Raw genomic sequence first — 23,366 nt, 5'->3', positions numbered from 1 at the left:
TTACATATAAGCAGTGAAACTTACAAAATGTTAAATTTTAATTAGGGGGATTTGGGGATGAATAAAATTACAAAATATGAATTTAGGAAAGTAACAAATAATGATGTTGAAGATATGCTTACATGGAAGTATGAAGGAATTTACTCATTTTTTGATAATGACTTCTCAGAAGGAAAAATAAATTATGTAAAAAGTTTTCCTATGGATGATAATGTGTACGCAATTTATGATGATAAAAATGAATTAGTAGGAAATTGTGCTTTTTACCTTAATGATAAAGTAAGCTTTTCAATTCAAATGAGACCAAGTTTAACAAGCAAGGGCATGGGAAAGGAATTTTTACAAGCTATTTTAGAATTTGCTAAGGAAAGGTACAATTTAAAAAATATAGAGCTTTCAGTTCTTAAATTTAATGAAAGAGCTATAAGATTATATAAAAGTTTAGATTTTAAAGTTATAAATGAATTCATAGGAAAAACAGTTAAGGGAGAAATGGAATTTATAACCATGTCAAAAAAATTATAAATAGAGTTCTTAGTATCAGTACTTTCGATACTTAGAACTCGTTGTCCATTAGGGTAAATCGTTATCCGATGACTACCCTACATATTTGTACTAGGAATGTAGGGTAGTCTTATATTTCCTTTGTTACAATTAAATATGAAAGGGGAAGGTAAAATGGAATGGGTTGATAGAATGACAGCAACAATAGATTATATTGAGAATCATTTGACCGATGATATTATGTATGATGAAGTAGCAAAAGTTTCTTGTTGCTCAATGCATCAATTTGGACGTGTTTTTTCTTATGTTGTAGGAGTATCTCTATCTGAATATATTCGTCGTAGAAGATTAACCCTTGCAGGATTAGATTTACAAAGTAGCAATAAAAAAGTTATTGATATTGCTATAAAGTATGGATATAATTCGCCCGATGCATTTACTCGTGCTTTCGTTGGAATGCATGGTGTAACTCCTAAGGTAGCGCGCACTTTGGGAGTAAAACTTAAAGCCTACCCACCCATCACTTTTCATATTTCAATAAAAGGAGATGTTGAGATGGAGTATCGTATTGAGGAAAAGAAAGAAATAAAATTGGTTGGACTTGTTAAACAAATAAAGAGGCAGTCTGCTAATGCTGAAGCTAATAATTGGAAAGAAGCTTTAGGTGAAGTATGGGATATTTGGGATGAATTTTTGGATGGTGATATTGATAGGAAGATAGCATGTGAATACAAACTTTATCGCAGCCCCATGTGGCAGATGGGTTTCACCAAAACTTTAGAAAATGGAGAAACTATACTGGCTATTGGTGCTGAAGTTGATGAAAATGTTGTAACGGATTTGCAAAGTTATACTATACCAGCAGGAAAATGGGCAGTATTTACTGCAAGAGGAAGCCTCAATGGCAAGGCGCACCCAATTGATGTCATGTGGACAAAAATAACAGCAGAATGGCTTCCTAACTGTGGATATGAAAGAGCAGCAGACTATGAACTTGAAGTTTATCTACCAGGAGATACAAATGATGATGATTATGCCTGCGAAATATGGGTTCCTATTACTAAGAAGTAGATATATATATTCTAAAATTAAAAATATCTATAAAAAATAAATATTCATTGGTTAAAATACCGTAGTATTCAATAATGATTACACGGTGTTTTTATTTTATGATTTAACTATATAGTAAATTGTATAATTAAAGTAATATTATTTGAGAGTTGAATAACATGGTATTTAAAATATAAATTACTATAAAAATATATAGAAAATAATTTGGTTTAATATGGTATAATTTCATTAAGTTTACTTGTTTTACAGGTCACATATAGGAAAAAGTATTATGAGTTTTAGTGTTTAATGTGATGTTTATTTAAAATAAAATAATTATTTTAATAGTGAAAAGTAGGAAGGGGCAAGTATAGATGATATCATATAAAGTAGGATTAGAAAATATTCAGTGGGATAAACTTTTTGACCTATATAAAAGAGTTGGATTATTGAAACGGTTTATGGAAAATAATGAATACCACAAAATTCAATCAGCATTTAAAAATAGTTATAAAGTTGTTATAGCATGGGATGATGAAAAATTAATAGGAGCCTGTAGAATGATATCAGATGGCATATGTTATGGCTCAGTATTTGATGTGGGGGTATTGCCTGAATATCAGAAAAAGGGTGTAGGAAAGAATTTAATGAACACACTTTTGGAAGGAGAAGACTATATACCTATTCATCTTACCGCTACTTTTGGAAATGAGGATTTCTATAAAAAAATTGGTTTTAAAAGGCATAAAACGGCTTACTCTAAATATCCATGGGAAACCATATATACAGAAGAATAAGCATGTTATGGAAGGAGTAGTATAAATGGAGTCTAAAGAAATATTAATGCTCATAGATAATATATCTCCCCATGCAAAAGAGTATGTAGAAAAAGCATTTGAAAACAATCAAGTGGATATAATATATTCTGTATCAACAGTGGAAAATATAGGAGTATTTATAGCTGTTGACAATAAAGATTGTTGCATTTTTTATGCTTATTTTCTTAATGGAAACAATATAGAACAAATTTTAGATATTATAAAAAATAAGACTAAAGAATATATTTTAAAATTTGACTCAAAAGAAATATGCTTTAACGTGTACGGTAATAATCTAAAAATAATTAATGAAGTAAGAAAATTAGGTTTTAAAGTAGATGTTGAAGGATATCATCTTGAATTCATTGGTAAGGAGTTACCTAATTTAAATTGTTGTAATTTAATTGATAAAGGATTCAAAAGTGATATGTTAAAAGAATTTATTAACTTATTTGATAGTTCATATTATCAGTTATATAAAGATAATGGTTGGCAGGTAAATACTAATGCCATAAATGAAGAACAATTTTACAAAAAGCTTATTGATTTAGATAAGCATAGCCAAGTACGTTCATTCTGGATAAATAATGAGTTGGTAGGTGCATATATTTTCTGCCAAAACTATATAACTGATATTGTAGTTAAACCTACAGTTCAAAATAAAGGATATGGAAGTTATATATTAGCACATTGTATTAGAAATATGAGTATGAATGAATCTATTAGAAACATAAGACTTCGAGTAGCTAAGTCAAATACTGGTGCTAAAAAGTTATATGAAAGAAATGGTTTTATTGAAATTGCTTATTTTTCAGAACATACATATGAATAAATATGATTAGCTTATTAAATTTAATGCCTGAACTATTTGTATGGATGTTAGTAAGTAAATATAAAAAAAGAGAATAAACAATATTAAATAGTTCATGATATTTTTATGAATGATGCATTTCTAAGATAGTGAAGCAAAGTTAAGGAGAAAATTATGAATGATATAGAACAAGTATTACAGACAGAATATAGTGAAGAATTTGATAAACTAAGAAAAAATAGAATGTTCGTCAGTTATCATAAATACGGTCCTATAAAAAATAACTATGGTGAGGGTTTAATTAATTCAGTTGAAAATCTAGAAATAAGATTAAAAAAGTATAAAGAAACTGGTAATACAGAATTTTTAGTTGATGTTGCAAACTTCGCAATGATCGAATTTATGTATCCTAAACATAGTAATGTTCACTTTGATAGTGAAAACCATGGTACTAGATTAAAGGGAATGACTGTTAATGATTTGAAACAGTTATAATACATAATTCAACTAAATAGTTAAGAAACAAAAAATAATGGTTGATAAAACTCTAGTGTAGATAAATGAGTTAGATAAGATATTTGGTTTTTCAGATATAACGGAGGTAAGAATGATAAAGGATATTATTAATGAAAAAGGATTTAATATAGAAACAAGTAGGTTACTTCTTGTGCCTATTTCAGAAGAATTTGCATATGATTATTTTACTGAATTTAATGATGAAATAACAAAATACCAGTATCCAGAGCCTTTTAAAAGCCTAGATAGTACAAGAAAATTTATTGATGAGTTTACAGAACTTAAAGAAATGGGAACAAATTTGGTGTGTTGTATTTTAGATAAGGAATATAAATTCATTGGAAGTATAGAGATTCATCTGATAGATACTAAGACTCCTGAGGTGGGTTTATGGATACGAAAGAATGAGCAACGTAAGGGGTATGGATATGAAGCTATTACTGGTCTAACTAACTTTTTTCGTGAACATATGGATTTAGATTATTTTATTTATGAGGCAGATCGTCGTAATCCTAATAGTATTCAGTTAGTTAAAGCTCTAGGTGGAATAGAAGGTGGATTCAATAAAGCAGAAAGTAATTGTGGAAGTACTTTAGAGTTGAACATGTATTATATTAAATAGTAAGGTTATAAAATATCGGATTATTCAGAAATGAGTATACGATATTTTTTTATTTTCTAATTTTACTACATATACAAATATATGGATGATAATCCGGTGTAATATGGTATAATTTTATTAAGATTACTGTTTCTGGAGAATGCTAGGGAGGGAGTTTAATGATACTTTTAAAAGAAGTTACGGAGAAAAGTTGGAGAGATGTTAACTTACTAGAAGTGGAAAAAGAACAGCAACATTATGTATGCTCTAATGTTGGTATTTTGGCTAGAGCTTATGTTTTTAGACCTCAAAGAAGTCAAGCTAAAGCAATATATAATGATAGTGAAATAGTAGGATTATTAATGTATAGAGAGTGTGATGAATTACAAGCCTTTGTATTTGATCAAATGATGATTGATAGAAGATATCAGAGAAATGGATATGGAGAAGAAGCGGTATTCAAAGCAATAGAACTGATGAGAAATAATGCAAAATACAGCAGAATAGTTTTATGTTACTGTGATGGTGATATTGCTGCTAAAAATCTTTATACAAAGTTAGGCTTTCTTCATACAGGAGAAGTAGATGAAGATGAAATAATTATGGCTTTAGATTTATAGAGTTAAATACATTTATTCTGTTAAATGAGGTGTAAAAATATGGACATAGATAGTATTATTTTTGATTTAGATGGAACTATATGGGACTCAACATCTAGTGTTATAGATTCATGGAATAAAACTATAGGTAACTATGATGAGGTGATAAATAAACTTACGCTAGATGATATGAAGGGTGTTATGGGGTTAGTAATAGAGGATGTTGCATTAAAGTTTTTCCCATATTTAGAAGAAGAAAATAGACTTAAAATAGTTAAGCATTGCTGTAAGGATGAATGTAATCATTTAGGCAAACATGGTGCAATTCTATATGATAGGGTAGAGGAAACTTTAAAGGAATTATCTAAAAAATATAAATTATTTATTGTTAGTAACTGTCAATGTGGATATATAGAAGCCTTTTTTAAATCACATAAGTTAGATAAATATTTTATAGATTATGAGAATGTAGGAAGAACAGGTTTAAGTAAAGGTGAGAATATAAAACTAATAATAAAAAGAAATAACTTAATTAGTTCAGTATATGTTGGTGATACTGAGGGAGATTTAAAAGCATCACGAATTGCTAATATACCTTTTATTTATGCACAATATGGTTTTGGGGAAGTTAAAGAATATGATTATGTAATTAATAGCTTTCACGAACTTTTAAAGTTTGTGTAACACTATAAGAACATATGTTTATAAATTACAATACATAGATTTATTAACAATCTGTAGATTATATTGTGAAGTAAAAAGGGGGAGTATAATCAATGAAACCTTATGAGAAATTAGCAAAGTTTTATAAAAAATGTTGGGGAAAAGATAGTATTAAATACGGAGATTTAATTTGCAATGTAATTAATATTTACAATCTAAATATTAAATCTGTGTTAGATGTTGCTTGTGGGACAGGTATATTAGCATCAAAATTATATAATGAAAATTTTGAAGTTATTGGAATTGATATTTCAGAAGATATGATTAATGTAGCAAAGGAGACTACAACGGGAATAGAATTTGCAGTTGCAGATATGGTAAATTTCACTTTGAATAAAAAATTTCAGCTTATAACTTGTGCATTTGATGCACTAAATTATTTAGTAACAGATTCAGACATGAAAAAAACTTTAAAAAATGTTTTTTTACATTTAGAGGATAACGGAATTTTTATATTTGATATTAATACTCCAGTTTTATATGAAGAAAGGCATTTTGGAATAATTGATAGAAAGTTTGATAATATAGAATTCAAACAAATATTAGAATATGATAAGGTAAGTAAAATAGGTAAAACTGTCTTTGACTTTGGTGATAATCAATGTGAAACACATATTCAAAGGGCATATACTGTTGAAGAAATGGATGAGTTTCTTATAAATTCTGGCTTTGAAATAATGAATAGGTATAAAGATTTTAGATTATCTCCAATTGATGATAAGTCATATAAAATATTTTATGTGGTCAAAAAGGTTAACTAATAATCTTCATGAACTGTAAAGCTAGGAAAGCTGGAGGTATACCTTATTTTAAGGAGGAGTCTATGATTAGAATTGAAGGAGACAAGATTTATTTAAAAACATATACTAGAGATAAATATCATGAACACTATAAATCCTATGTTACAGATCCAATTATGGATCCAAATACCTATATTTATGATAAAGAAAAGGTTGATAAAAAGTATGATTCTATTATAGAAAAGGAATCATGGTATCCTAGGGTTGGAATTTTTTTAAGGGATGGAAGAATCATTGGAGAATTATCTTTTAAGCGAATTGATTATGAAAAAAGCAGATGTGAACTTGGGATTACCCTTGCCAATAATAATTATAAGGGATTAGGGTATGGAACTGAAGCAGTTAAATTGGCAATAGACTATGTATTTAATACATTAAAACTTAAATGCATATATGCTGATACAATGGGCTCAAATAAGAGAATGAAAAGTATATTTGATAAATTTGGATTTGAGTTTATAAATAGAGAAGAGCATTTTTATGATATGCATGATAGATGGGAAGATAAGCTAAATTATATATTAAGAAATCCAGAGGCAACGGTACTAACTAAAGAAGATGATAATATTGTGGAGAAAAATGAAAGGGTGGATATTAAATGAAAAAGAAGTTAGCAATAGTGTTGTTGGTAGCAGTATTTGTAATAAATATAACTGCCTGCAATAATAAAGTTAACAGCAAAGAAACAACTTCTACTAATAATAATATTAAAGAAGATGTAAAAATTGAAAGATTTCCGTACATGGCTGATTTTGGAAGAGGGAGTATAAATAACATTGAAGAACTCAAAGATGAGTGGGGAAAAAATAGTAGTGATTTAAGAGGATATGACCTTGAGAAACTTGATTTATCTGGGGAGAAAGATAAGCTTTTAAATTCAGTGTTTGATAGTAAAACAAAATGGCCAGGGAAACTTCCAGAGGAGTTTAACCCTGAAAGTTTTTTAGAGTTTCATAAAAATCCAGGTCTTCAAATAAAAAAACTTCATGAAAGAGGTATAACTGGTAAGGGGATAAACATAGCATTTATCGATTATTCTCTTTTAGTAAATCATGAGGAATATCATGATAGAGTAAAGATGTATGAAGAAATTCATTATGAACCAGAAGAAGCACAGATGCATGCTCCAGCAGTGGCATCCATTGCAGCAGGTAAGAATATTGGAGTTGCATCAGAAGCAGATTTGTATTTTATAGCATGTGAAAACTATAACTTTGTTAATAGTGAAATGGAAATAGATTTTTCTTGGACAGCAAAAGCAATTGAAAGAATTATTGAAGTAAATAAATCTTTGCCAAAGGATGATAAGATACGAGTTTTATCTATATCAGCAGGATGCAAACCTGAAAGTAAGGGGTATAACGAATTTATAGAAGCAATAAAAAAAGCAATTGAAGAAAATATATTTGTTATAACAGTAAATATGTTTGACACATATGAGGATAAGTTTTATTTCCATGGATTAGATATAGATTCCCTTGCAGATAAAAATGATATTTCTAATTATAAAGTTACAGAATGGAAAGAGTGGGTATCGAAAATAGAGCATATTGATGAACTTAATAAGTATTATGAAGAGAAATTTAATATGGACAAACCAGAAGAATTATTACTTATTCCTATTGATTCTAAAACCGTAGCTAGCCCTACAGGAGAGAAGGATTATGTATTTTATAGAGAAGGTGGATGGAGCTGGTGTATGCCTTATCTTGCTGGACTTTATGCTTTAGCTTGTCAAGTAAAACCAGATATTACGCCAGAAGAATTTTGGAAACAAGCTCTTGCAACAGGAGATAGCAGACAAATAGAAAAGGGAACAGAAAAATATAAGGGAAAAATAATAAATCCTGAAAAATTAATCTCTAGTTTTGAATAAGAATAGTAATATTAAATACTTGTACATTAGGGAGGAGTAAGAAAATGAGTATAAAATTAATAATGCAACCAAACCCATGTGCATGTGGACAAGCATGCATAGCTATGCTTGCGGGAGTGTCAGTTGATGAAGTTATTAAAAATATGCATACACATGGGCCAACATCCATTGGACAGCTAATTGAAGCTCTTGATTTTTATAACATTAAACATGCTGATAAAAATGTAAGATTATCTAAAAAGAATCCTAAGATTTCAGAAGTAGCAATTTTGACAGTACACATGCCAAAGTATACACATTGGGTAGTACATTATAAAGGCAAATTTTATGATCCAGAGTTTGGACTTCTTGAAGAATGTCGTCCTGATGGAAAGATAACATCATTCTTGGAGATTTATTAATATAGGTATATCTGATATTTGTTCTAAAAATTATAAAAGTGGCTACTTCCATTTTGAAGTAACCACTTTGCTTTTTCTTGTAGAATAAATTAACTTATATACAAAATATATACATAGCATTAAAATAAATGTTACAATGAAAACATGCTTAAGCAGTGTTTATGTAGGTGATAAAATAATAATATTTCTATAGGAGGAAAACACATGGAGTATTTTGATATTTTAAATAGAGATGGTAGTAGAAGTGGTAAAATAGCACCAAAAGATGAAGAGCTTTTAGAAGGACAATATGATTTAGGAGCACATGCATATATACATAACTCAAAGGGCGAATTCTTAATTCAGAAAAGGTCAAAATCAAAACAGTTCTTACCTGGTGGATGGGATATTCACATGGGGCACGTTATAGCTGGAGAAACAAGTAAAGAAGCTATTATTAGAGAGATACATGAAGAATTAGGTATAAAGATAGATGATATAAATTTTCTTAAAAGAGTTTTATGGGAAAAATACAATCATTTCATTGATATTTTTGTATTATGTAAAGATATTGATATTTCAGATTTAACCTTACAAAAGTCAGAGGTAGACGATGTTAAATTTATTTCAGCCCAAGAGATGATTAATTTGATAAAATCCATGGACTACAGACCTGAAGAATATAGAACAGTTATGAATGACTATGTTAATGAAATTATTTTAAATTTTAAGTAGAATAAAATAAATATGTAACTATTTATATATGAAAATAGTTACATAGGAAACTATACAACTATTTAACTATTTAAATAGTTGTTGTCATACCAAGGGTTTCAGCGACTTTGATGTTTGAATAACATGAAATTCATAGCCACATTCATAATAAATTATCTTTATATTGGAGGAGAATTAGCATGAAATATGCAATAGAATTATATTTTGATAAGGAAACAGAGGAAAAAATTCTTAAATTGGCTAAAGGAATTGCAAGAGAGGGAATCAGTGAAAAGTATTTAGAATGGAAGACTCGTCCTCATATTACCATAGCTATATTTAATGATATTGATATTGAAAAGTGTGACAAGTTATTAAAAGAAATTGCTGAGGATACAAAATCATTTCCTACATTACTTTCTAGTATTGGGGTGTTTAATAATACTAGAACTGTATATCTTGCACCAGTTGTATGTAATGAATTAATTGCTTTACATAAAAATGTACACGAAACCTTTGCATTTTGTGATCATAGTGGTTGGGAATATTACACAGCTGGACAATGGGTACCTCATTGTGCTGTTATGCTGGGAAGTGAAGATAAAGAATCAGCATTAGTGGAAGCTACAAAATACATAATCGAAAACTATGAGGTTTTTCCAAACAGTAGATATGAAGAAATTGGTTTTGTTGAAGTTGTAATGCCTGTAAAAGAAACAAAACCTCATAAGCTCAATATTTTCATGTAAATATAATTATTATAAGAAGTTTTTCAGAATAATTTATTTTAAAATCTAGTCTTAAAATTGAAAATAATATAATAAATAAAAATTTTAGTGAGGAAGTAATATGAAAAAAATTACTATGTCAAAGGGCGAATTGAGAAAATTTCTGGTTATGTATCAGGGTTTATCTTCACCAAAATCTTTTGATGGTGAAGAGGGTATTAAGAATTTTATAAATAGAGTAGGGTGCATACAATATGATCCTTTAAATATGGTAGGGAGAAATGCTGATTTGGTGCTTCAGTCCAGAGTTGAAAATTATAACCCTATGATGCTAGAAACTCTTCTTTATAATAAAAGAGAGATCATAGATGGTTGGGATAAAATGATGGCTATCTATTCTGTCAATGACTGGCCTTATTTTGAGAGGGTGAGATTAAGGAGAAAAGAAGAGATTGAGAGAGTATTGCATCATAGGAATTCAATTGAAGCAATTAACTATGTTGGTGTAGCAAAGGAATATATAGGGAAAAATGGTGCTACCTTGCCTTCAAAGTTGGATCTTGGACGAGTAGAAAGTGGAGTTTGGGGGCATGGAAAGCTTTCTAGTGCTACTATGGATTATATGTGGAATAGTGGAATTTTAGGCGTTAAAGAAAAGAAGAACACACAAAAGGTTTATGACTTGATAGAAAATCTATTGCCTAAAGAAATACTGGAAATGAAAGATCCATTCAATAGTGATGATGATTTTTATAAGTGGTATTTTAAAAGGAGAATAGGAAGTATAGGGATTTATTGGGAGAGAAGTGGTGAAGGATGGCTTGGTCATTTTGTATCCGATAAAAATCTTAGAAAGAAAATATTAAAGGAACTACTAGAGGATGGTGAGCTTATACTTGTAAAAGTAGAAGGACTAAATGAAACTTTTTATATAAGGGCTGACGATACATCAATGTTAGATAATCTTAATTCTAGTATTGATAAAAAAGCAAGTTTTCTGGCTCCACTTGATAATCTTCTTTGGGACAGAAAGTTAGTTAAAGATATTTTTGATTTTGAATATAGTTGGGAAGTATATAAACCTGTTTCAAAGAGGCAGTATGGATATTATGTATTACCAGTTTTATATGGAGATAAGCTTGTAGCAAGATTTGAACCTGAAATACATCGAGGAAATGAACCATTGATAATAAAAAATTGGTGGTGGGAAGAGAACTATCAAGTAACAGAAGAGTCTATAGCTGCTATGATGGGATGCTTTGAAAGATTCTGTAAGTATCTAAAAGCAGATGGATTAGAAGAAAGTTCATGGAGGAAAATAAAAGGCTAGATTATAGTTAATGTTTATTATGTAAAGTAATTGCTAGTAATTGACTAAGGAGTGATACTTATGATTATGCCAACACATATTGTTACAGGAGCAGGAGTAGTTGAAAATGATAAAGAAGAGATTTTATTAGTCAAAGCTCATCATGGGGGCTGGGTTTTTCCTGGTGGTCAAGTTGAAGTCGGAGAAAATGTTATTGATGCAGTTGTAAGAGAAATAAAAGAGGAAAGTGGGATTAATGTTACAGTAAAGAAACTTTTTGCTATTTCTTCAAATACAGCCATGCATGAAGGATATAATGGAGTTAAGACAGTACCTACAAAGGTGATGATGGATTTTATTTGTACATTTGTAGATGGTGACTTATGTATTTCAGATGAGAATTCAGAATCACGTTGGGTAAAGAAGTATAAAGTTCTTGATATGATTACGTCACCATCAATTCGTCAACGTTTTCAAGCATATTTAGATTTTGATGGTAATGTTCAATATCTAGCATATGTTACAAAGCCAGAATTTGACTTACAAGTTAGTAGAAAGATATAAGGGGAATTCTTTTATGAATAAATTTATTTTAACAGAGGAATTAATTGGACAAGTAAAATTGCCAAAAGGAATTTATATTAGGCAATTTAAAGAAACAGATTTTTCTTCTATTCAAGTATTATATGAGAAAGAAGGATGGATGACATTCTTAAAAAGATCAGAAAATGCATTAAAGGCATGGGAAAATTCTAATATTACACTTGTTGTATTAGATGGAGACATAATAGTTGGATTAGTTCGTGCATTAACAGATGGAGAAATTACTACTTATATAGCTGAAATTATAATTGATAATAGCTATAGAGGAATGGGAATATGAAAAGCTTTAATTGATATATGTCATAATTTATATCCGAATACAAGATTAGATTTACTTTCAACAGATGGAGCAGACGACTTTTATCAAAGAAATAGTTTTAGAACGAATATGGGATTTAGAAAGAGTTATTAAGTTATAAATTTAAGGAGAGTATTCATAATGAAAGTTACTTTAAATAATTATTATATAAAAAATTATGAAGATAGAAATAAAAAGCAAAATTCAAAAGGAGAATTTTTGAAATTATTGGAAGAATCAAAAGCTAGTAATACTGAAATAAAAACATCAGGTAAAAGGAAAATAGAGTACATACTTGAAGGTGGTATTATAAAAGTTTATGTTAGTGATGGTAAAAATCCACCTAAGTGTATAAAGAGTATTCCAGCAAAATCTGCATCAAAGGAATTATTGGCAAGAGTGAAATGCTTAACAATAGCAGATTCTTTATACATTAATGAATTAATGAAGTCTAAAGGGGAATCTGATGAAAAGGTAAGTGGAGATACTGCCATTAATGAAGAGAGCATGATAAATAATTACGATTAAATTAAATATTTTAGGGTTGATAAGGAAATACGAGAGAGTTAGAATGTTAAGTTTAGTTGACAAATTTCCATTTTAACTTGATAGAAAAGGTGTTTAGTGTTTAGTATACTATAGCTACAAGTTAACTTGGATTTTAGGAAAGGCTGGTGATAGTTATGTCATTAGGCGAAAAATTATTATATTTACGTAAAAAGAAAGGTTTATCTCAGGAGGATGTTGCAGAGAAATTAGGTGTATCTCGACAAACGGTAAGTAAATGGGAGACCGACCAAACGGTTCCTGAACTTATTAAAGCAAAATTACTAAGTCAACTTTATAATGTAAGTTATGATTATCTTATTAGTGGAAGCCATATTAGTGGTGATGTTACTGGCATTGAAATGATAGTTGATGAAATTGACTGGACAGGTGCGTGGAGTAAAAAGTATCCAATTTTGGCTTCATATCAAGGGATAAAAGGAATATATACTTATAGTGAGAAAATATCTGAGTTATATGATGCTTTTAAAATTGAGTTTGGGTTTGATGACGTAAATACTGTTTTAGTTTTAAAAGATATTCTTTACCAAAAGTATAAAATGGCAAAAAAGAAAAACAACCAGTAAGAACGTAATTTGTGGTAAATTTAATATTAACAAGGTGTATTAGTATATTTTGTAATAAAAATTAATTAAATTGCAATGTCAGTATATAGGTATAAGCATATATTGTTAATGAAGTATTATTTAAAGGGAGAAAATATGTTATCTAAGGAGAAGTTTATTAAACAATCGCTAGAATTAAATCTATTCTTTTTAAGAATAATGAAGGAGCATCTAGTTTTTGTTGGTGCATCGTTAATGCCTAGATCTCAAAATTACCTTCATTACGCAGATATGTTAAAGGAACAACTAGATGGATTGCTTAGAAAGACTATAAAATTATCTAGTGGAATTATCGATCCAAACATTGGTAATACAGGAGAAATAATTACAAACTATACACTAGAAGCAGAAAGAGCTACAGAATTTTACACTGGAATTAATATCAATACAAATACAACTGAAATGGAATTATCTTTAGGAGATTATCAAAATAGTAAAACTCTAGATGGTTTATCAGAAGAAGTATTTTATTTAAATAAAGAGATTATTCCTGTAGTAAATGAAACAGCTAAGTTAAAAAATAAAATAAAAGTAAATGTATTAAAGTGCAAGATGTTTACAGGTTCTTATCCACTTTTAGTGGATCATATTTTAAGAGAAGCAATGTTCTATCTTAGAATGTTAGGAAGGTTACAGGAAAGAGTTGAGATGGACATTAATAAGGAAATGGTTGATCAGGAAGCTTTCTGGAACAGAATTATGGCTGAGCATTCTAAATTTATTAGAGGCTTTTTAGATCCAACAGAAGAGGAATTATTTAATGTTGCTAACAAGTTTGGTAAGCAATTTGATAGATTGACAGAAGAAGCACTTACTATGCACGATAATACAATTTCATTAGCACATATATCCACTGTAACTGAGGAGAGTAGAGAGGCCACTAAAGATATTAGAGATTTCAAGATGAAAGGAACAGAAGGATTATTAAATTGTAAGATTAAGTCCATAATTTTACCACTCTTAGGAGATCATGTTCTAAGAGAAGCAAATCATTATCTAAGATTGCTAAATAATTACAAAACAAAAACATATTCTTCATATATATAAAATTGATATAAGAATAAATGGGTTTCTAAAATACTGTGAAATTTAGTGATGAATTTTACGGTATTTTTATTTTTCAATAATTAATTTATAAATAAGCTACCTATAATTTATATGGTATAATTTACATATAATAACCATGCAAAATGGTATTGAATATAGGCGATTAATTTATCATACTGCGTTAATAAAGTCAAAGAAAATATTTTAAGTTTGGTATTATAGAAGTTAAATGGATAATTTTACAAAGATCCTTGAAGTGTATTTTAATAAATGATACCCTTATATTATCCCCTATGGGGGGATGATATAAGGAGGGATAGAATGAATTGGGTAAAGAAAAATAAAGATAATATTATTACTATATTTTTATTATCAATTCCTGTAATAGTAGAAAATATTCTTCAAACACTACTGGGAACGGTAGATACCTACTTTGCAGGACAGATTAATGATAGTGCAATTGCAGCAATTAGTGTAACTAATTTAATTGTTAATGTGTTCATTGCTTTTTATACTGCTATAAGTATAGGAACTAACGCAATTATTTCAAGAAATGTTGGGAGATGTGATTTTGAGGAAGCCAATGCGACCATAAAACAATCCAATATATTAGGTATCATAATAGGAATATTGGTTGGAGCAGTCAATTTAATATTTTATAAACCGATATTAATGATTTCAGGTGCTTCAAATGAAATATTAAGTTATACAGTACCATATTATATGGTTGTTGCAGTACCATCAGTATTTCTTTGCTTATCACTTATTCTATCAAGTTGTTTAAGAGCAACTAAAGATACTAGTACACCAATGATAGCAACGGGTGTTGCTAATATATTAAACATAATTTTAAATTATATTTTTATGAGATTAGGATTAGGAATTCTAGGGTTAGGTTTAGCTACAACTATCTCACGTATAGTAAATGTTTTAATTCTTTTATTAAAACTAGTAAATGGTAGTGTTATCAAGCTTGATTTGACAAATATAAAGATTAAAAAAGATATAATAAAATCCATAATGAGAATTGGAATACCAGCTGGAATTGAAAAATTAGTTATGAGATTAGGTCAATTAGTATACAATAGCATGATTATTTCTATTGGTATATCAGCATATGTAGCCCATAATATAGCAGGCAATATTGAAAGCTATTCCTATATACCTGCAATGGGTTTGGGGGTTGCTACAGCTACTCTTGTTGGTATAAGTCTTGGTGAAGATAATACTAATAAAGCTAAAAATATTGTTTTTTTATCGGATTTCATTGCAACTATTTTTATGATTTGTATTGGAATTATATTTTTTATATTTGCCCCACAATTTGCAATGATTTTTACAGATGCAAAAGAAATACAAGAAATGGTTATAAGAGTATTAAGGTTGATTGCGTTATTTCAGCCATTTGCAGCAATTACCCAAGTATTTACCAGCGCGTTGCAAGGTGCTGGAGATACAAAATTTCCAATGTATGCAACACTAATAGGAATTTGGTGTGGGAGAGTAATAGTTGGATATTTACTAGGAGTAACATTTGGGCTGGGATTATTGGGAGTATGGCTTGGGTATGCTTTAGATATTACAATTAGAGGTATTATTTTGCTAAAACGTTTCTTAAATGGAAAATGGCAGAAAATTAACATATAATTAAAATAAAACAAAAGGAGATAAATTTATGAGTGATGAAAATGGACATAACCATACACATAAAAATACTAAAGCTGTAATAAATAGATTATCAAGAGCTATAGGACATTTAGAGGCAGTGAAAAAGATGGTTGAGGATGGGCGAGATTGCAGTGAAGTATTAGTACAGGTCTCAGCAGTAAAATCTGCAATTAATAATATTGGTAAAATAATTTTACAAGATCATATTGAAAATTGTGTTGTTGATGCTGTAGAAACAGGAGATAAAAAAGTTCTCACAGATTTAAATGATGCAATAGGTAAATTTATTAAGTAAATCCTAAAATATTTTTAATAATACTAATTATAATTAGTTTAAATATCACATGTTCTAAAAGGAATGTGTGATATTTTTTCATTTAATAACCAAGCTATATTACAATTCAAACATTGAAATGTAAATAGTTGATGTTGGAAACAGAATAGTAGAAATTAGAAGAATGTGATATATTTTGGGACTTTCATTAAAATTATATGTTATAATTTTCTTAAAGAATTATTTGTAATTAATTTAAATATATAGTAATTATTCAAAAATAGATATGTTAAGGAGATTTATATTATGAAGGCAGAATTATATGAAAAAATTTTGGAAACTGAATTGAAATATATAAAATGTTTTTCAGATTATGCTGAACTGAAGAAATCAATCATTTTCACAGACAAAAAACTACTTGATATGTACATGCATAATTTCACTTTTCTTAAAGAGTCAATGGAGATGGGGGAACTAAGAAGCTTTATTGAAAATAAGCTTGGTGAAATGCAAAAGTCAAATAATGAACATTTACATATCATGATGGATTATAGTGTGAAATGGGATGAGTTAAAAAACTTGATTCAAGAGCCTGAGATTACAGAATACTGTTTTATGGCTATAGAGCCAAAAGATTTTAAGAAATTAAAAGTAAAAGATGATTGCATAGCTTTAAAAGCAGATACTCTTGAAATACTTGATGCTGGATACAAAGCTGATGTACAGGCCAATAAGGCAGCTATGGGAGAAGAGTTTGCTATAAAAAGAAGCAAAAGAAAGATGGAGGTATATAAGGAAAATCCTGATTTGAACCTTTATGTTTGCTACAAGGGAAAGGAACCTATAGGTAAGTGTGAGCTTTTCATAAAAGATGGCATTGCAAAGATTGAGGATTTTGATATTATTGAGGAATTTCAAAAACAAGGATATGGCACTTCTATGTTGCATAAATTGCTAGAAGAATCTCTTAATGCAGGAGCTGATATAGCATACTTAATAACAGACAATTTCGATACAGCAAAGGATATGTATAAAAAATGTGGATTCTCAATATGCGGTATTAAGACATCTATATTATTTATAAGATAGTTATAGATTATAACATGAATTAAAGTAGATAGTTGGGGAGGAAATATGAATATGATTAACATTGTAAAGGCAGAATTAACAGATTCTAAAGTTATAACTGAAATTAAGAAATTTGCATATAATGATGAAACAAGTAGATTTGGACCAGGAAGGGATGGTGGTCCTCCAGGATATGATTCAGAAGAAGAAACACGAAGACTTATTAAAAACTATTTATGCTATAAGATTATCCTTGATAATGATATAATTGGATTCTTTTGGCTACACGGAGTAGAACAAGAGTTTTATGAATTGGAAGATCTATGTATTCATCCGAAATATCATAATAAAGGTTTTGGATTTAAGACTATGAGTCTAATGGAAGAAATGCATCCGCAGATAAAAAGATGGATATTGGGAACTCCTTATTATAGTGTAAGAAATCAATATTTATATGAAAAAGCTGGTTATAAAAAAACTGGACAATCAGAAGATGGATTTCTGTTCTTTTATGAAAAGTTAATTTGTTAAACTATAAAGTTGTATATCAAAGATGATTTAATATGAACTTCTAAAACATTACTAATAATATTTTAATAATGGTCAATGAAGCTTTGAAGATATTAACTAAGTTTTGATTTAGGCAAATAGGAGTAAAGATTATGAAAGAAAAAATAAAAAAACTTTTAGGTGCAAATATGGACATAGATTTAACAAGTAATGACAAGGTTGATTGGAAGCAAAGTCGTTGTCCTTGGAATGAAAAAGAAGGTTCTAATACACATAAATGTGCAGTGAAAAATACTTCAATATGTGAATATTTTTGTGGTATTGAGTATCTCGATACAGTAATTTGTTGTTTTCCTAATGAAAATCCAAATAGATGATATATACATTTAACTATATCTAAATCCTTGGAGCATTGGGATAAAATTACAATTGAGAGATGATAATGGGAGATATATTTTTCTTTGAAAATTAATGATTGATATCCGTTATAAATGTATAGGGGGGAATATGTGTGATAGAAAAAATCAATTCAGAGATTATTAAAAGTGAAAATGACATACTTGATATGTTAGATAATTTAGTAGAGAAACGGGATAATGAGTGGTGGAGCAATTTTTATTCTGATAAGGAAAAAGCAATTCCATTCTTTAAAAATATTCCTGATGAAAACCTTGCTTCATATTTTGAGTTAGATTTATTAAAACAAGGAAAAGCACTTGATATAGGATGTGGAAATGGTAGAAATTCATTATATCTTGCACACAAAGGGTTTGAAGTTTATGGAATTGATTTTTCAAAAACATCTATTGAATGGGGAAAACAATTGGCGAAAGAACAATCTATAGAAGTGAATTTTTTATGCCAATCAATATTTGACTTTAAATGTGAACCAGAGAGTTTTGATTTTATCTATGATTCAGGATGTTTTCATCATATAAAACCTCATAGGAGAAATCAATACCTAAGTGCTGTTTTAAAACTTTTAAAGCCAGATGGATATTTTTCCATGAACTGTTTTAATTTAAACGGAGGTGCAAATATATCTGATTATGATGTGTATAGAGATTATTCAATGCATGGTGGACTTGGATTTTCTGAGTATAAGCTAAAAACAATTTTAAAACTACACTTCAATATACTTGAATTTAGAGAGATGAAAGAGATCGAAAATGACAATATATTTGGAAAATCTTTTATGTGGACAACATTATTGAAGAAAAAATAAAATGTAAATATCTTTATATTTATATAGTGAAAATTTTAAATTAAGTTGATGACAATTTATGGTGTGTCAGATTACAAATTTGAGGGGGAGAAATATGAATTTTATCGTATCTACCGGAGAAGTTGATAATGTAATTAATATTATGAAAGAAGTCGCTTATTGGGGACGCTCTGTTGGATTAAATGTATGGAAGGATGAACACCTTACAAAAGAAAAATTAATGGTAAATGTTATGGAAGAAGATTTTTGTGTGGGAAAAGTTTCAGGAGCTAATGCATGTTGTATGATATTGCAATGGAGTGATACTTTCTTTTGGCCAAATTCAAAGGAAAATGAAGCTGGATATATACATAAACTGTGCGTGAGAAGAGAGTATGCAGGATTGGGTCTACCAGGCAAAATGGTTAAATTTGCAATAGAAGAATGTAAAAAAGAAATATTAAATACTTAAGATTAGATACAGGATGGACTAATAAGAAATTATGTAATCTTTATAAGAGTCTAGGATTTGAGATAGTTGATAAATTCTTATTAGATAATGGTGGAGCATTTGCATTATTTGAGATGAAAATAGAATAAATAAGCTAACCTATTAATAGGAAGTATCATAATGCCATAGAAATATTATCCACATAATAGGAGGTGAAAGGTTTGAGAGATTACTTTATGAAAACAGAGCGTATAGGTTTCTCAAATTGGTCAGATTGCGACTTTACACTAGCACATCAGCTTTGGGGAGAAAAGGATGTTACTAAATTTATTTGTGCTACAGGGGAATTTACAGAAAATGATATTCACAATCGTTTAAATATTGAAATTTGTAATGGCAAGGGTTTTCATGTTCAATATTGGCCTATATTTGAAATAACAACAGGAGAACTGATTGGCTGCTGTGGTGCACGCCCATTTAAATCTAAACAACACTCATATGAAATTGGTTTTCATCTTCGTAAAAGATACTGGGGTCAAGGTTATGCCCATGAAGCAGCAAAAGCAGTAATCAATTATTGTTTTTCTAAATTAAATGCAGACAAGCTTTTTGCAGGACATCACCCACATAATGTTGGATCTAAAAAACTTTTAGTATGCTTAGATTTTCATTATATAGGAGATAATTTCTATGAACCAACAGGACTGTATCATCCATCATATGAAATGACTAATCTAAGATTATAATCATAACGTGTAGTAAGCTAAGTCCACTAGTGAAGAACTCTATTGAAGGAAGGGAGAAATATCAATGGAGAATTATAATAGCACAAAAATATTTTGGGACAATATATTTTAAGCAGTAATACCAAATAAATATGAAAATGCAGATTTGGGACAAGAAGATTTAAATGAAGCTTTAAAGTGGTTAAGTAGTGGAACAAATAGCATTGTAGATTATATGGATGTGGAAGTGGGGAATTACACACTTAGACAATGATTTATTACTTGTGGAATTTAGAAACAGAAAAATGGTGTAGTATATTGGAAAAATATTTTCATATATATCTTAAAAAGGATATTTACTATAATCAACATGAACAGTATAATAGATTATTTTTATTAGTAAACAAATAGTATAAATTTTAAATATAAGGAGTGGTAATAAAATATGCATAACCTTATAAATGCTATTCCGTTATATAATTTCTTAAAATATTGTAATAACAATTCCTCTGAGAAAATTATATTAGACTGTGGTGCTGGTGGTTCTAATCCACCTCTTTCTTTGTTTTATGAATTTGGATATGAAACCTATGGAATTGAAATATCTGAAGATCAACTAGAAAAAGCAAGGGCATTTTGTATAGAACAAGATAAAGATTTAAATATCATATTTGGTGATATGAGAAAAATACCTTTTGAAAATGAGTTTTTTAGTTTTTTGTATTCTTATAATACATCTGTTCATATGAAAAAAGAAGATTTCTCACTTGCTTTATCAGAATTTTATAGAGTGTTAAAACCTGGAGGACTATGCTATGTGAATTTTTTAGGTGAAGAGTGTGATACTTATGGCATAGGAAAAGAAATTGGTGAAGGGGAGTTTTTACAAATTGAAGATAATGATGAAGTGATCTATTGTCATTATAAGGATAACGAAATTGAGCAAGCCCTTACAAAATTTGAAGTTATATATAAGGAAAAGAAATCAGTAAAAAGAAATATCGATGATAGAGAAAATACATCAGTTTATCTTGAATATATACTAGTGAAAAAGTAATTGAATAAGATTAGTTGTATAATTGGGGGGATGAATCAATGATTGAAATTAGACAATTAAAGGAATCTGACATGCAGCAGGCCTTAGAATTAAAGATTTTGTGCTGGACGGAAGAGTTGGCAGGTAAGGCTGAAAACATCCTTTCAGTTTCTCAAGAATTAGACTTCTGGGTAGAGTGGATGCATACAGGGAAAGAAAATAATGATGTTCGCTTGTTAATTGGAGCATTTGAAAATGACAAGATGCTTGGAGTAGCCTTTAGCAGTTTTGCGGAAACCTTTGATATACCTGAAAAAGGTATAGAGTTAAATGGGATTTGGGTATATCCTGACCAGCGAAATAGGGGGATTTCTCTCATGATGATTATTTATACATTGAGTTTCTACATGTCTATGGGTATGGAAAAGATTGTTATCTATAACCATCATTATGCAGCATCAAATCAGTTTTATCACAAATTTTGTGGACAAGTTGCCAAACAAGAATATCAGATGGAGGGTAAACTTTTGGTGGATGTATTCTTAATAGACATATTATCAATGAAAAGCAGAATGGAGCAATCTCTAAAGAAATATATAGGAGAATATGCCTATGGAAATTAAAAAAATTAAAGCTGAGAATATTGAGCAAGTAAGGGAGCTACACGTATATTGTACAGGCCGTCAGTGGACTGATACTAAACCAGCAAAGGATGAATTATCATTTTATACTCCTGATGAAATATTAGGAATGTTTGATGAAGAGAAACTAGTAGCTATGATAAGGAACTATACATTTAATCAGTCAGTGAGAGGTGTAATTAAGAAGATGGGAGGGGTTTCCCATGTGGCTACTTTTCCTGAATATCGTTTGCAGGGATATGTAAAGGACTTGATAAAATTAGCATTTATAGATATGAAAGAAAAAAATCAATCTATTAGTTTATTACATCCTTTTAAAGAAAGTTTTTATAATTCTTTTGGGTATGTGGGTACAAATGACAATTTGCTAGTTAAAATTTCTTTAGATGGATTTTTTCATTATTTAAAAGATGTATCAAAAATAAATGGTGAATGGGAAGAGAAAAGAGTAAGAGCTATTGAGGTGCAAGAGGAATTTGAAGCATTTAAATTTGAACTTGATTTGTTGGAGCATCATGGACTTGTTTTTCTCAATAATATGTCCAAGGAGTATTGGATAGAAGATCATGGTGGTGTAATTGTAGTATTTATAAAGAAAAATAATAAAACTATGGCAGCAGCAAAGTATATTAAAATAGGATCAGGAGAAAATGGAAAAATTTTTGTGGCAGAAATGTATTGGAAAGACATAGAAAGCAGAGTGATGTTATTCAGATATTTTGCAAAGCACAAAGACCAATTTTCACATATAGAATTAAGAGTTCCATATGGTACTAATTTTTGGACATGGTTGAATGATCCAATGAGGCCTTTTGAAGTAAAGATTAACAATAATCCATGGATGGTAAGAATTATTGATGCAGTAGAAGCAATGAATGATATTAATGTAGCTTTAGAAGGTAATATTATTTTAGAATTATATGATGAACATTGTCAGTGGAATAATGGTATTTATAAGTTAGAAGCTGTGAATAAGAAACTAAAAATGAGCAAATATGAGAGTAAAAAACCAGATGTAAAGATGGACATAAAAGGGCTTACCGCACTATTGTATGGTGCATACTCTGTAGAAGAGCTTGAATTTAAGGAATGGATTATACTATCAGATTCAAAGTTTAAAATAATATTAGACCATTGGTTTCCTAGAAAGTTTCTTTATAATCCATATTATTTTTAATGGTGTAGTTTGTAATAATGATTTTTAAAAGATATAACATGGAATTTGATAATTGTAGTATAA

At 29.2% G+C, this 23,366-nt stretch carries 31 protein-coding genes; all 31 read left to right on the top strand.

Annotation, left to right across the window (positions count from 1 at the left end; genetic code table 11):
• The first annotated feature begins 57 nt into the window (after positions 1-57).
• The 31 genes from B2S02_RS15270 to B2S02_RS15120 all read left to right on the top strand — a co-directional run bounded on the left by B2S02_RS15270 (position 58) and on the right by B2S02_RS15120 (position 23,303).
• Complete coding sequence (locus tag B2S02_RS15270) at positions 58-525, top strand: GNAT family protein (RefSeq protein ID WP_346920993.1); 468 nt, start codon at positions 58-60, stop codon at positions 523-525.
• 153 nt (positions 526-678) lie between these two features.
• Complete coding sequence (locus tag B2S02_RS15265; protein WP_346878321.1) at positions 679-1,575, top strand: AraC family transcriptional regulator; 897 nt, start codon at positions 679-681, stop codon at positions 1,573-1,575.
• Positions 1,576-1,928: 353 nt separating this feature from the next.
• Positions 1,929-2,351 carry a GNAT family N-acetyltransferase gene (locus B2S02_RS15260; RefSeq protein WP_346849033.1) on the top strand — a complete coding sequence of 141 codons (423 nt, stop codon included), beginning with the start codon at positions 1,929-1,931 and terminating at the stop codon, positions 2,349-2,351.
• 25 nt (positions 2,352-2,376) lie between these two features.
• Positions 2,377-3,204, top strand: a complete 828-nt coding sequence (locus B2S02_RS15255; RefSeq protein WP_346878322.1) for a GNAT family N-acetyltransferase — start codon at positions 2,377-2,379, stop codon at positions 3,202-3,204.
• A gap of 153 nt (positions 3,205-3,357) precedes the next feature.
• Positions 3,358-3,678, top strand: a complete 321-nt coding sequence (locus B2S02_RS15250; RefSeq protein WP_346849031.1) for a hypothetical protein — start codon at positions 3,358-3,360, stop codon at positions 3,676-3,678.
• A 112-nt stretch (positions 3,679-3,790) separates the two neighbouring features.
• Positions 3,791-4,321 carry a GNAT family N-acetyltransferase gene (locus B2S02_RS15245; RefSeq protein ID WP_346849030.1) on the top strand — a complete coding sequence of 177 codons (531 nt, stop codon included), beginning with the start codon at positions 3,791-3,793 and terminating at the stop codon, positions 4,319-4,321.
• Positions 4,322-4,479: 158 nt separating this feature from the next.
• Complete coding sequence (locus B2S02_RS15240; protein WP_346920992.1) at positions 4,480-4,920, top strand: GNAT family N-acetyltransferase; 441 nt, start codon at positions 4,480-4,482, stop codon at positions 4,918-4,920.
• A 39-nt stretch (positions 4,921-4,959) separates the two neighbouring features.
• A complete protein-coding gene (locus B2S02_RS15235; RefSeq protein WP_346878324.1) occupies positions 4,960-5,583 on the top strand; it encodes an HAD family hydrolase in 624 nt (207 codons plus the stop codon).
• Positions 5,584-5,675: 92 nt separating this feature from the next.
• Entirely contained in the window at positions 5,676-6,383 is a 708-nt protein-coding gene (locus tag B2S02_RS15230; RefSeq protein WP_346920991.1) for a class I SAM-dependent methyltransferase, read from the top strand.
• Positions 6,384-6,445: 62 nt separating this feature from the next.
• On the top strand, positions 6,446-7,024 hold the full coding sequence (locus B2S02_RS15225) for a GNAT family N-acetyltransferase (RefSeq protein ID WP_346878326.1): 579 nt from the start codon (positions 6,446-6,448) through the stop codon (positions 7,022-7,024).
• Positions 7,021-8,298, top strand: coding sequence for a S8 family serine peptidase (locus B2S02_RS15220; protein ID WP_346878327.1), 1,278 nt, complete (start codon positions 7,021-7,023; stop codon positions 8,296-8,298). The genes B2S02_RS15225 and B2S02_RS15220 overlap by 4 nt, the downstream gene beginning before the upstream one ends.
• A 44-nt stretch (positions 8,299-8,342) precedes the next feature.
• Positions 8,343-8,699 carry a hypothetical protein gene (locus tag B2S02_RS15215; RefSeq protein ID WP_346878328.1) on the top strand — a complete coding sequence of 119 codons (357 nt, stop codon included), beginning with the start codon at positions 8,343-8,345 and terminating at the stop codon, positions 8,697-8,699.
• A gap of 204 nt (positions 8,700-8,903) precedes the next feature.
• A complete protein-coding gene (locus B2S02_RS15210) occupies positions 8,904-9,413 on the top strand; it encodes an NUDIX hydrolase (protein WP_346878329.1) in 510 nt (169 codons plus the stop codon).
• 179 nt (positions 9,414-9,592) lie between these two features.
• Positions 9,593-10,141, top strand: coding sequence for a 2'-5' RNA ligase family protein (locus B2S02_RS15205; RefSeq protein WP_346878330.1), 549 nt, complete (start codon positions 9,593-9,595; stop codon positions 10,139-10,141).
• Positions 10,142-10,241: 100 nt separating this feature from the next.
• Positions 10,242-11,450 (top strand): winged helix-turn-helix domain-containing protein, encoded by a 1,209-nt coding sequence (locus B2S02_RS15200; RefSeq protein ID WP_346920990.1) that lies wholly within the window; start codon positions 10,242-10,244, stop codon positions 11,448-11,450.
• A 60-nt stretch (positions 11,451-11,510) separates the two neighbouring features.
• On the top strand, positions 11,511-11,993 hold the full coding sequence (locus tag B2S02_RS15195; protein ID WP_346920989.1) for an NUDIX hydrolase: 483 nt from the start codon (positions 11,511-11,513) through the stop codon (positions 11,991-11,993).
• 13 nt (positions 11,994-12,006) lie between these two features.
• Complete coding sequence (locus B2S02_RS15190) at positions 12,007-12,312, top strand: GNAT family N-acetyltransferase (protein ID WP_346920988.1); 306 nt, start codon at positions 12,007-12,009, stop codon at positions 12,310-12,312.
• Positions 12,313-12,471: 159 nt separating this feature from the next.
• Positions 12,472-12,858, top strand: coding sequence for a hypothetical protein (locus B2S02_RS15185; protein WP_035131806.1), 387 nt, complete (start codon positions 12,472-12,474; stop codon positions 12,856-12,858).
• Positions 12,859-13,013: 155 nt separating this feature from the next.
• On the top strand, positions 13,014-13,463 hold the full coding sequence (locus tag B2S02_RS15180) for a helix-turn-helix transcriptional regulator (RefSeq protein ID WP_346849017.1): 450 nt from the start codon (positions 13,014-13,016) through the stop codon (positions 13,461-13,463).
• A gap of 108 nt (positions 13,464-13,571) precedes the next feature.
• On the top strand, positions 13,572-14,549 hold the full coding sequence (locus tag B2S02_RS15175; protein ID WP_414632898.1) for a DUF2935 domain-containing protein: 978 nt from the start codon (positions 13,572-13,574) through the stop codon (positions 14,547-14,549).
• A 321-nt stretch (positions 14,550-14,870) separates the two neighbouring features.
• Entirely contained in the window at positions 14,871-16,196 is a 1,326-nt protein-coding gene (locus B2S02_RS15170; protein WP_346878335.1) for an MATE family efflux transporter, read from the top strand.
• A 28-nt stretch (positions 16,197-16,224) separates the two neighbouring features.
• A complete protein-coding gene (locus B2S02_RS15165) occupies positions 16,225-16,512 on the top strand; it encodes a metal-sensing transcriptional repressor (RefSeq protein WP_346849015.1) in 288 nt (95 codons plus the stop codon).
• A 285-nt stretch (positions 16,513-16,797) separates the two neighbouring features.
• Complete coding sequence (locus B2S02_RS15160; RefSeq protein WP_346849014.1) at positions 16,798-17,580, top strand: GNAT family N-acetyltransferase; 783 nt, start codon at positions 16,798-16,800, stop codon at positions 17,578-17,580.
• Between the two features lie 51 nt (positions 17,581-17,631).
• Positions 17,632-18,090, top strand: a complete 459-nt coding sequence (locus B2S02_RS15155) for a GNAT family N-acetyltransferase (RefSeq protein ID WP_346878336.1) — start codon at positions 17,632-17,634, stop codon at positions 18,088-18,090.
• Positions 18,091-18,221: 131 nt separating this feature from the next.
• Positions 18,222-18,446: a hypothetical protein gene (locus B2S02_RS15150; RefSeq protein ID WP_346849012.1), complete on the top strand. Its 225-nt coding sequence runs from the start codon at positions 18,222-18,224 to the stop codon at positions 18,444-18,446.
• 134 nt (positions 18,447-18,580) lie between these two features.
• Complete coding sequence (locus tag B2S02_RS15145; protein WP_346849011.1) at positions 18,581-19,294, top strand: class I SAM-dependent methyltransferase; 714 nt, start codon at positions 18,581-18,583, stop codon at positions 19,292-19,294.
• 94 nt (positions 19,295-19,388) lie between these two features.
• Positions 19,389-19,745, top strand: coding sequence for a hypothetical protein (locus B2S02_RS15140; RefSeq protein ID WP_346878337.1), 357 nt, complete (start codon positions 19,389-19,391; stop codon positions 19,743-19,745).
• Between the two features lie 200 nt (positions 19,746-19,945).
• On the top strand, positions 19,946-20,470 hold the full coding sequence (locus B2S02_RS15135; protein ID WP_346849009.1) for a GNAT family N-acetyltransferase: 525 nt from the start codon (positions 19,946-19,948) through the stop codon (positions 20,468-20,470).
• 424 nt (positions 20,471-20,894) lie between these two features.
• On the top strand, positions 20,895-21,506 hold the full coding sequence (locus tag B2S02_RS15130) for a class I SAM-dependent methyltransferase (protein WP_346849008.1): 612 nt from the start codon (positions 20,895-20,897) through the stop codon (positions 21,504-21,506).
• A gap of 38 nt (positions 21,507-21,544) precedes the next feature.
• Complete coding sequence (locus B2S02_RS15125) at positions 21,545-22,108, top strand: GNAT family N-acetyltransferase (protein ID WP_346920987.1); 564 nt, start codon at positions 21,545-21,547, stop codon at positions 22,106-22,108.
• Positions 22,098-23,303, top strand: coding sequence for a GNAT family N-acetyltransferase (locus tag B2S02_RS15120; RefSeq protein ID WP_346878340.1), 1,206 nt, complete (start codon positions 22,098-22,100; stop codon positions 23,301-23,303). The genes B2S02_RS15125 and B2S02_RS15120 overlap by 11 nt, the downstream gene beginning before the upstream one ends.
• Positions 23,304-23,366: the final 63 nt, after the last annotated feature.

This window comes from Clostridium sp. UBA7339, from assembly GCF_002470865.1.
Classification (GTDB): Bacteria; Bacillota; Clostridia; order Clostridiales; family Clostridiaceae; genus Clostridium_J; species Clostridium_J sulfidigenes.
This window is presented reverse-complemented; position numbering and strand designations above follow the sequence as displayed.

What these genes read in the sequence shown, in the direction of transcription:
- B2S02_RS15180 (WP_346849017.1), top strand. Translation starts at nt 13,014, where the DNA reads ATGTCATTAGGCGAAAAATTATTATATTTACGTAAAAAGAAAGGTTTA.
- B2S02_RS15255 (WP_346878322.1), top strand. Translation starts at nt 2,377, where the DNA reads ATGGAGTCTAAAGAAATATTAATGCTCATAGATAATATATCTCCCCAT.
- B2S02_RS15245 (WP_346849030.1), top strand. Translation starts at nt 3,791, where the DNA reads ATGATAAAGGATATTATTAATGAAAAAGGATTTAATATAGAAACAAGT.
- B2S02_RS15175 (WP_414632898.1), top strand. Translation starts at nt 13,572, where the DNA reads ATGAAGTATTATTTAAAGGGAGAAAATATGTTATCTAAGGAGAAGTTT.
- B2S02_RS15205 (WP_346878330.1), top strand. Translation starts at nt 9,593, where the DNA reads ATGAAATATGCAATAGAATTATATTTTGATAAGGAAACAGAGGAAAAA.
- B2S02_RS15230 (WP_346920991.1), top strand. Translation starts at nt 5,676, where the DNA reads ATGAAACCTTATGAGAAATTAGCAAAGTTTTATAAAAAATGTTGGGGA.
- B2S02_RS15240 (WP_346920992.1), top strand. Translation starts at nt 4,480, where the DNA reads ATGATACTTTTAAAAGAAGTTACGGAGAAAAGTTGGAGAGATGTTAAC.
- B2S02_RS15140 (WP_346878337.1), top strand. Translation starts at nt 19,389, where the DNA reads ATGAATTTTATCGTATCTACCGGAGAAGTTGATAATGTAATTAATATT.
- B2S02_RS15170 (WP_346878335.1), top strand. Translation starts at nt 14,871, where the DNA reads ATGAATTGGGTAAAGAAAAATAAAGATAATATTATTACTATATTTTTA.
- B2S02_RS15270 (WP_346920993.1), top strand. Translation starts at nt 58, where the DNA reads ATGAATAAAATTACAAAATATGAATTTAGGAAAGTAACAAATAATGAT.
- B2S02_RS15185 (WP_035131806.1), top strand. Translation starts at nt 12,472, where the DNA reads ATGAAAGTTACTTTAAATAATTATTATATAAAAAATTATGAAGATAGA.
- B2S02_RS15200 (WP_346920990.1), top strand. Translation starts at nt 10,242, where the DNA reads ATGAAAAAAATTACTATGTCAAAGGGCGAATTGAGAAAATTTCTGGTT.
- B2S02_RS15265 (WP_346878321.1), top strand. Translation starts at nt 679, where the DNA reads ATGGAATGGGTTGATAGAATGACAGCAACAATAGATTATATTGAGAAT.
- B2S02_RS15190 (WP_346920988.1), top strand. Translation starts at nt 12,007, where the DNA reads ATGAATAAATTTATTTTAACAGAGGAATTAATTGGACAAGTAAAATTG.
- B2S02_RS15235 (WP_346878324.1), top strand. Translation starts at nt 4,960, where the DNA reads ATGGACATAGATAGTATTATTTTTGATTTAGATGGAACTATATGGGAC.
- B2S02_RS15125 (WP_346920987.1), top strand. Translation starts at nt 21,545, where the DNA reads ATGATTGAAATTAGACAATTAAAGGAATCTGACATGCAGCAGGCCTTA.
- B2S02_RS15130 (WP_346849008.1), top strand. Translation starts at nt 20,895, where the DNA reads ATGCATAACCTTATAAATGCTATTCCGTTATATAATTTCTTAAAATAT.
- B2S02_RS15165 (WP_346849015.1), top strand. Translation starts at nt 16,225, where the DNA reads ATGAGTGATGAAAATGGACATAACCATACACATAAAAATACTAAAGCT.
- B2S02_RS15150 (WP_346849012.1), top strand. Translation starts at nt 18,222, where the DNA reads ATGAAAGAAAAAATAAAAAAACTTTTAGGTGCAAATATGGACATAGAT.
- B2S02_RS15210 (WP_346878329.1), top strand. Translation starts at nt 8,904, where the DNA reads ATGGAGTATTTTGATATTTTAAATAGAGATGGTAGTAGAAGTGGTAAA.
- B2S02_RS15195 (WP_346920989.1), top strand. Translation starts at nt 11,511, where the DNA reads ATGATTATGCCAACACATATTGTTACAGGAGCAGGAGTAGTTGAAAAT.
- B2S02_RS15155 (WP_346878336.1), top strand. Translation starts at nt 17,632, where the DNA reads ATGATTAACATTGTAAAGGCAGAATTAACAGATTCTAAAGTTATAACT.
- B2S02_RS15215 (WP_346878328.1), top strand. Translation starts at nt 8,343, where the DNA reads ATGAGTATAAAATTAATAATGCAACCAAACCCATGTGCATGTGGACAA.
- B2S02_RS15260 (WP_346849033.1), top strand. Translation starts at nt 1,929, where the DNA reads ATGATATCATATAAAGTAGGATTAGAAAATATTCAGTGGGATAAACTT.
- B2S02_RS15250 (WP_346849031.1), top strand. Translation starts at nt 3,358, where the DNA reads ATGAATGATATAGAACAAGTATTACAGACAGAATATAGTGAAGAATTT.
- B2S02_RS15120 (WP_346878340.1), top strand. Translation starts at nt 22,098, where the DNA reads ATGGAAATTAAAAAAATTAAAGCTGAGAATATTGAGCAAGTAAGGGAG.
- B2S02_RS15160 (WP_346849014.1), top strand. Translation starts at nt 16,798, where the DNA reads ATGAAGGCAGAATTATATGAAAAAATTTTGGAAACTGAATTGAAATAT.
- B2S02_RS15220 (WP_346878327.1), top strand. Translation starts at nt 7,021, where the DNA reads ATGAAAAAGAAGTTAGCAATAGTGTTGTTGGTAGCAGTATTTGTAATA.
- B2S02_RS15225 (WP_346878326.1), top strand. Translation starts at nt 6,446, where the DNA reads ATGATTAGAATTGAAGGAGACAAGATTTATTTAAAAACATATACTAGA.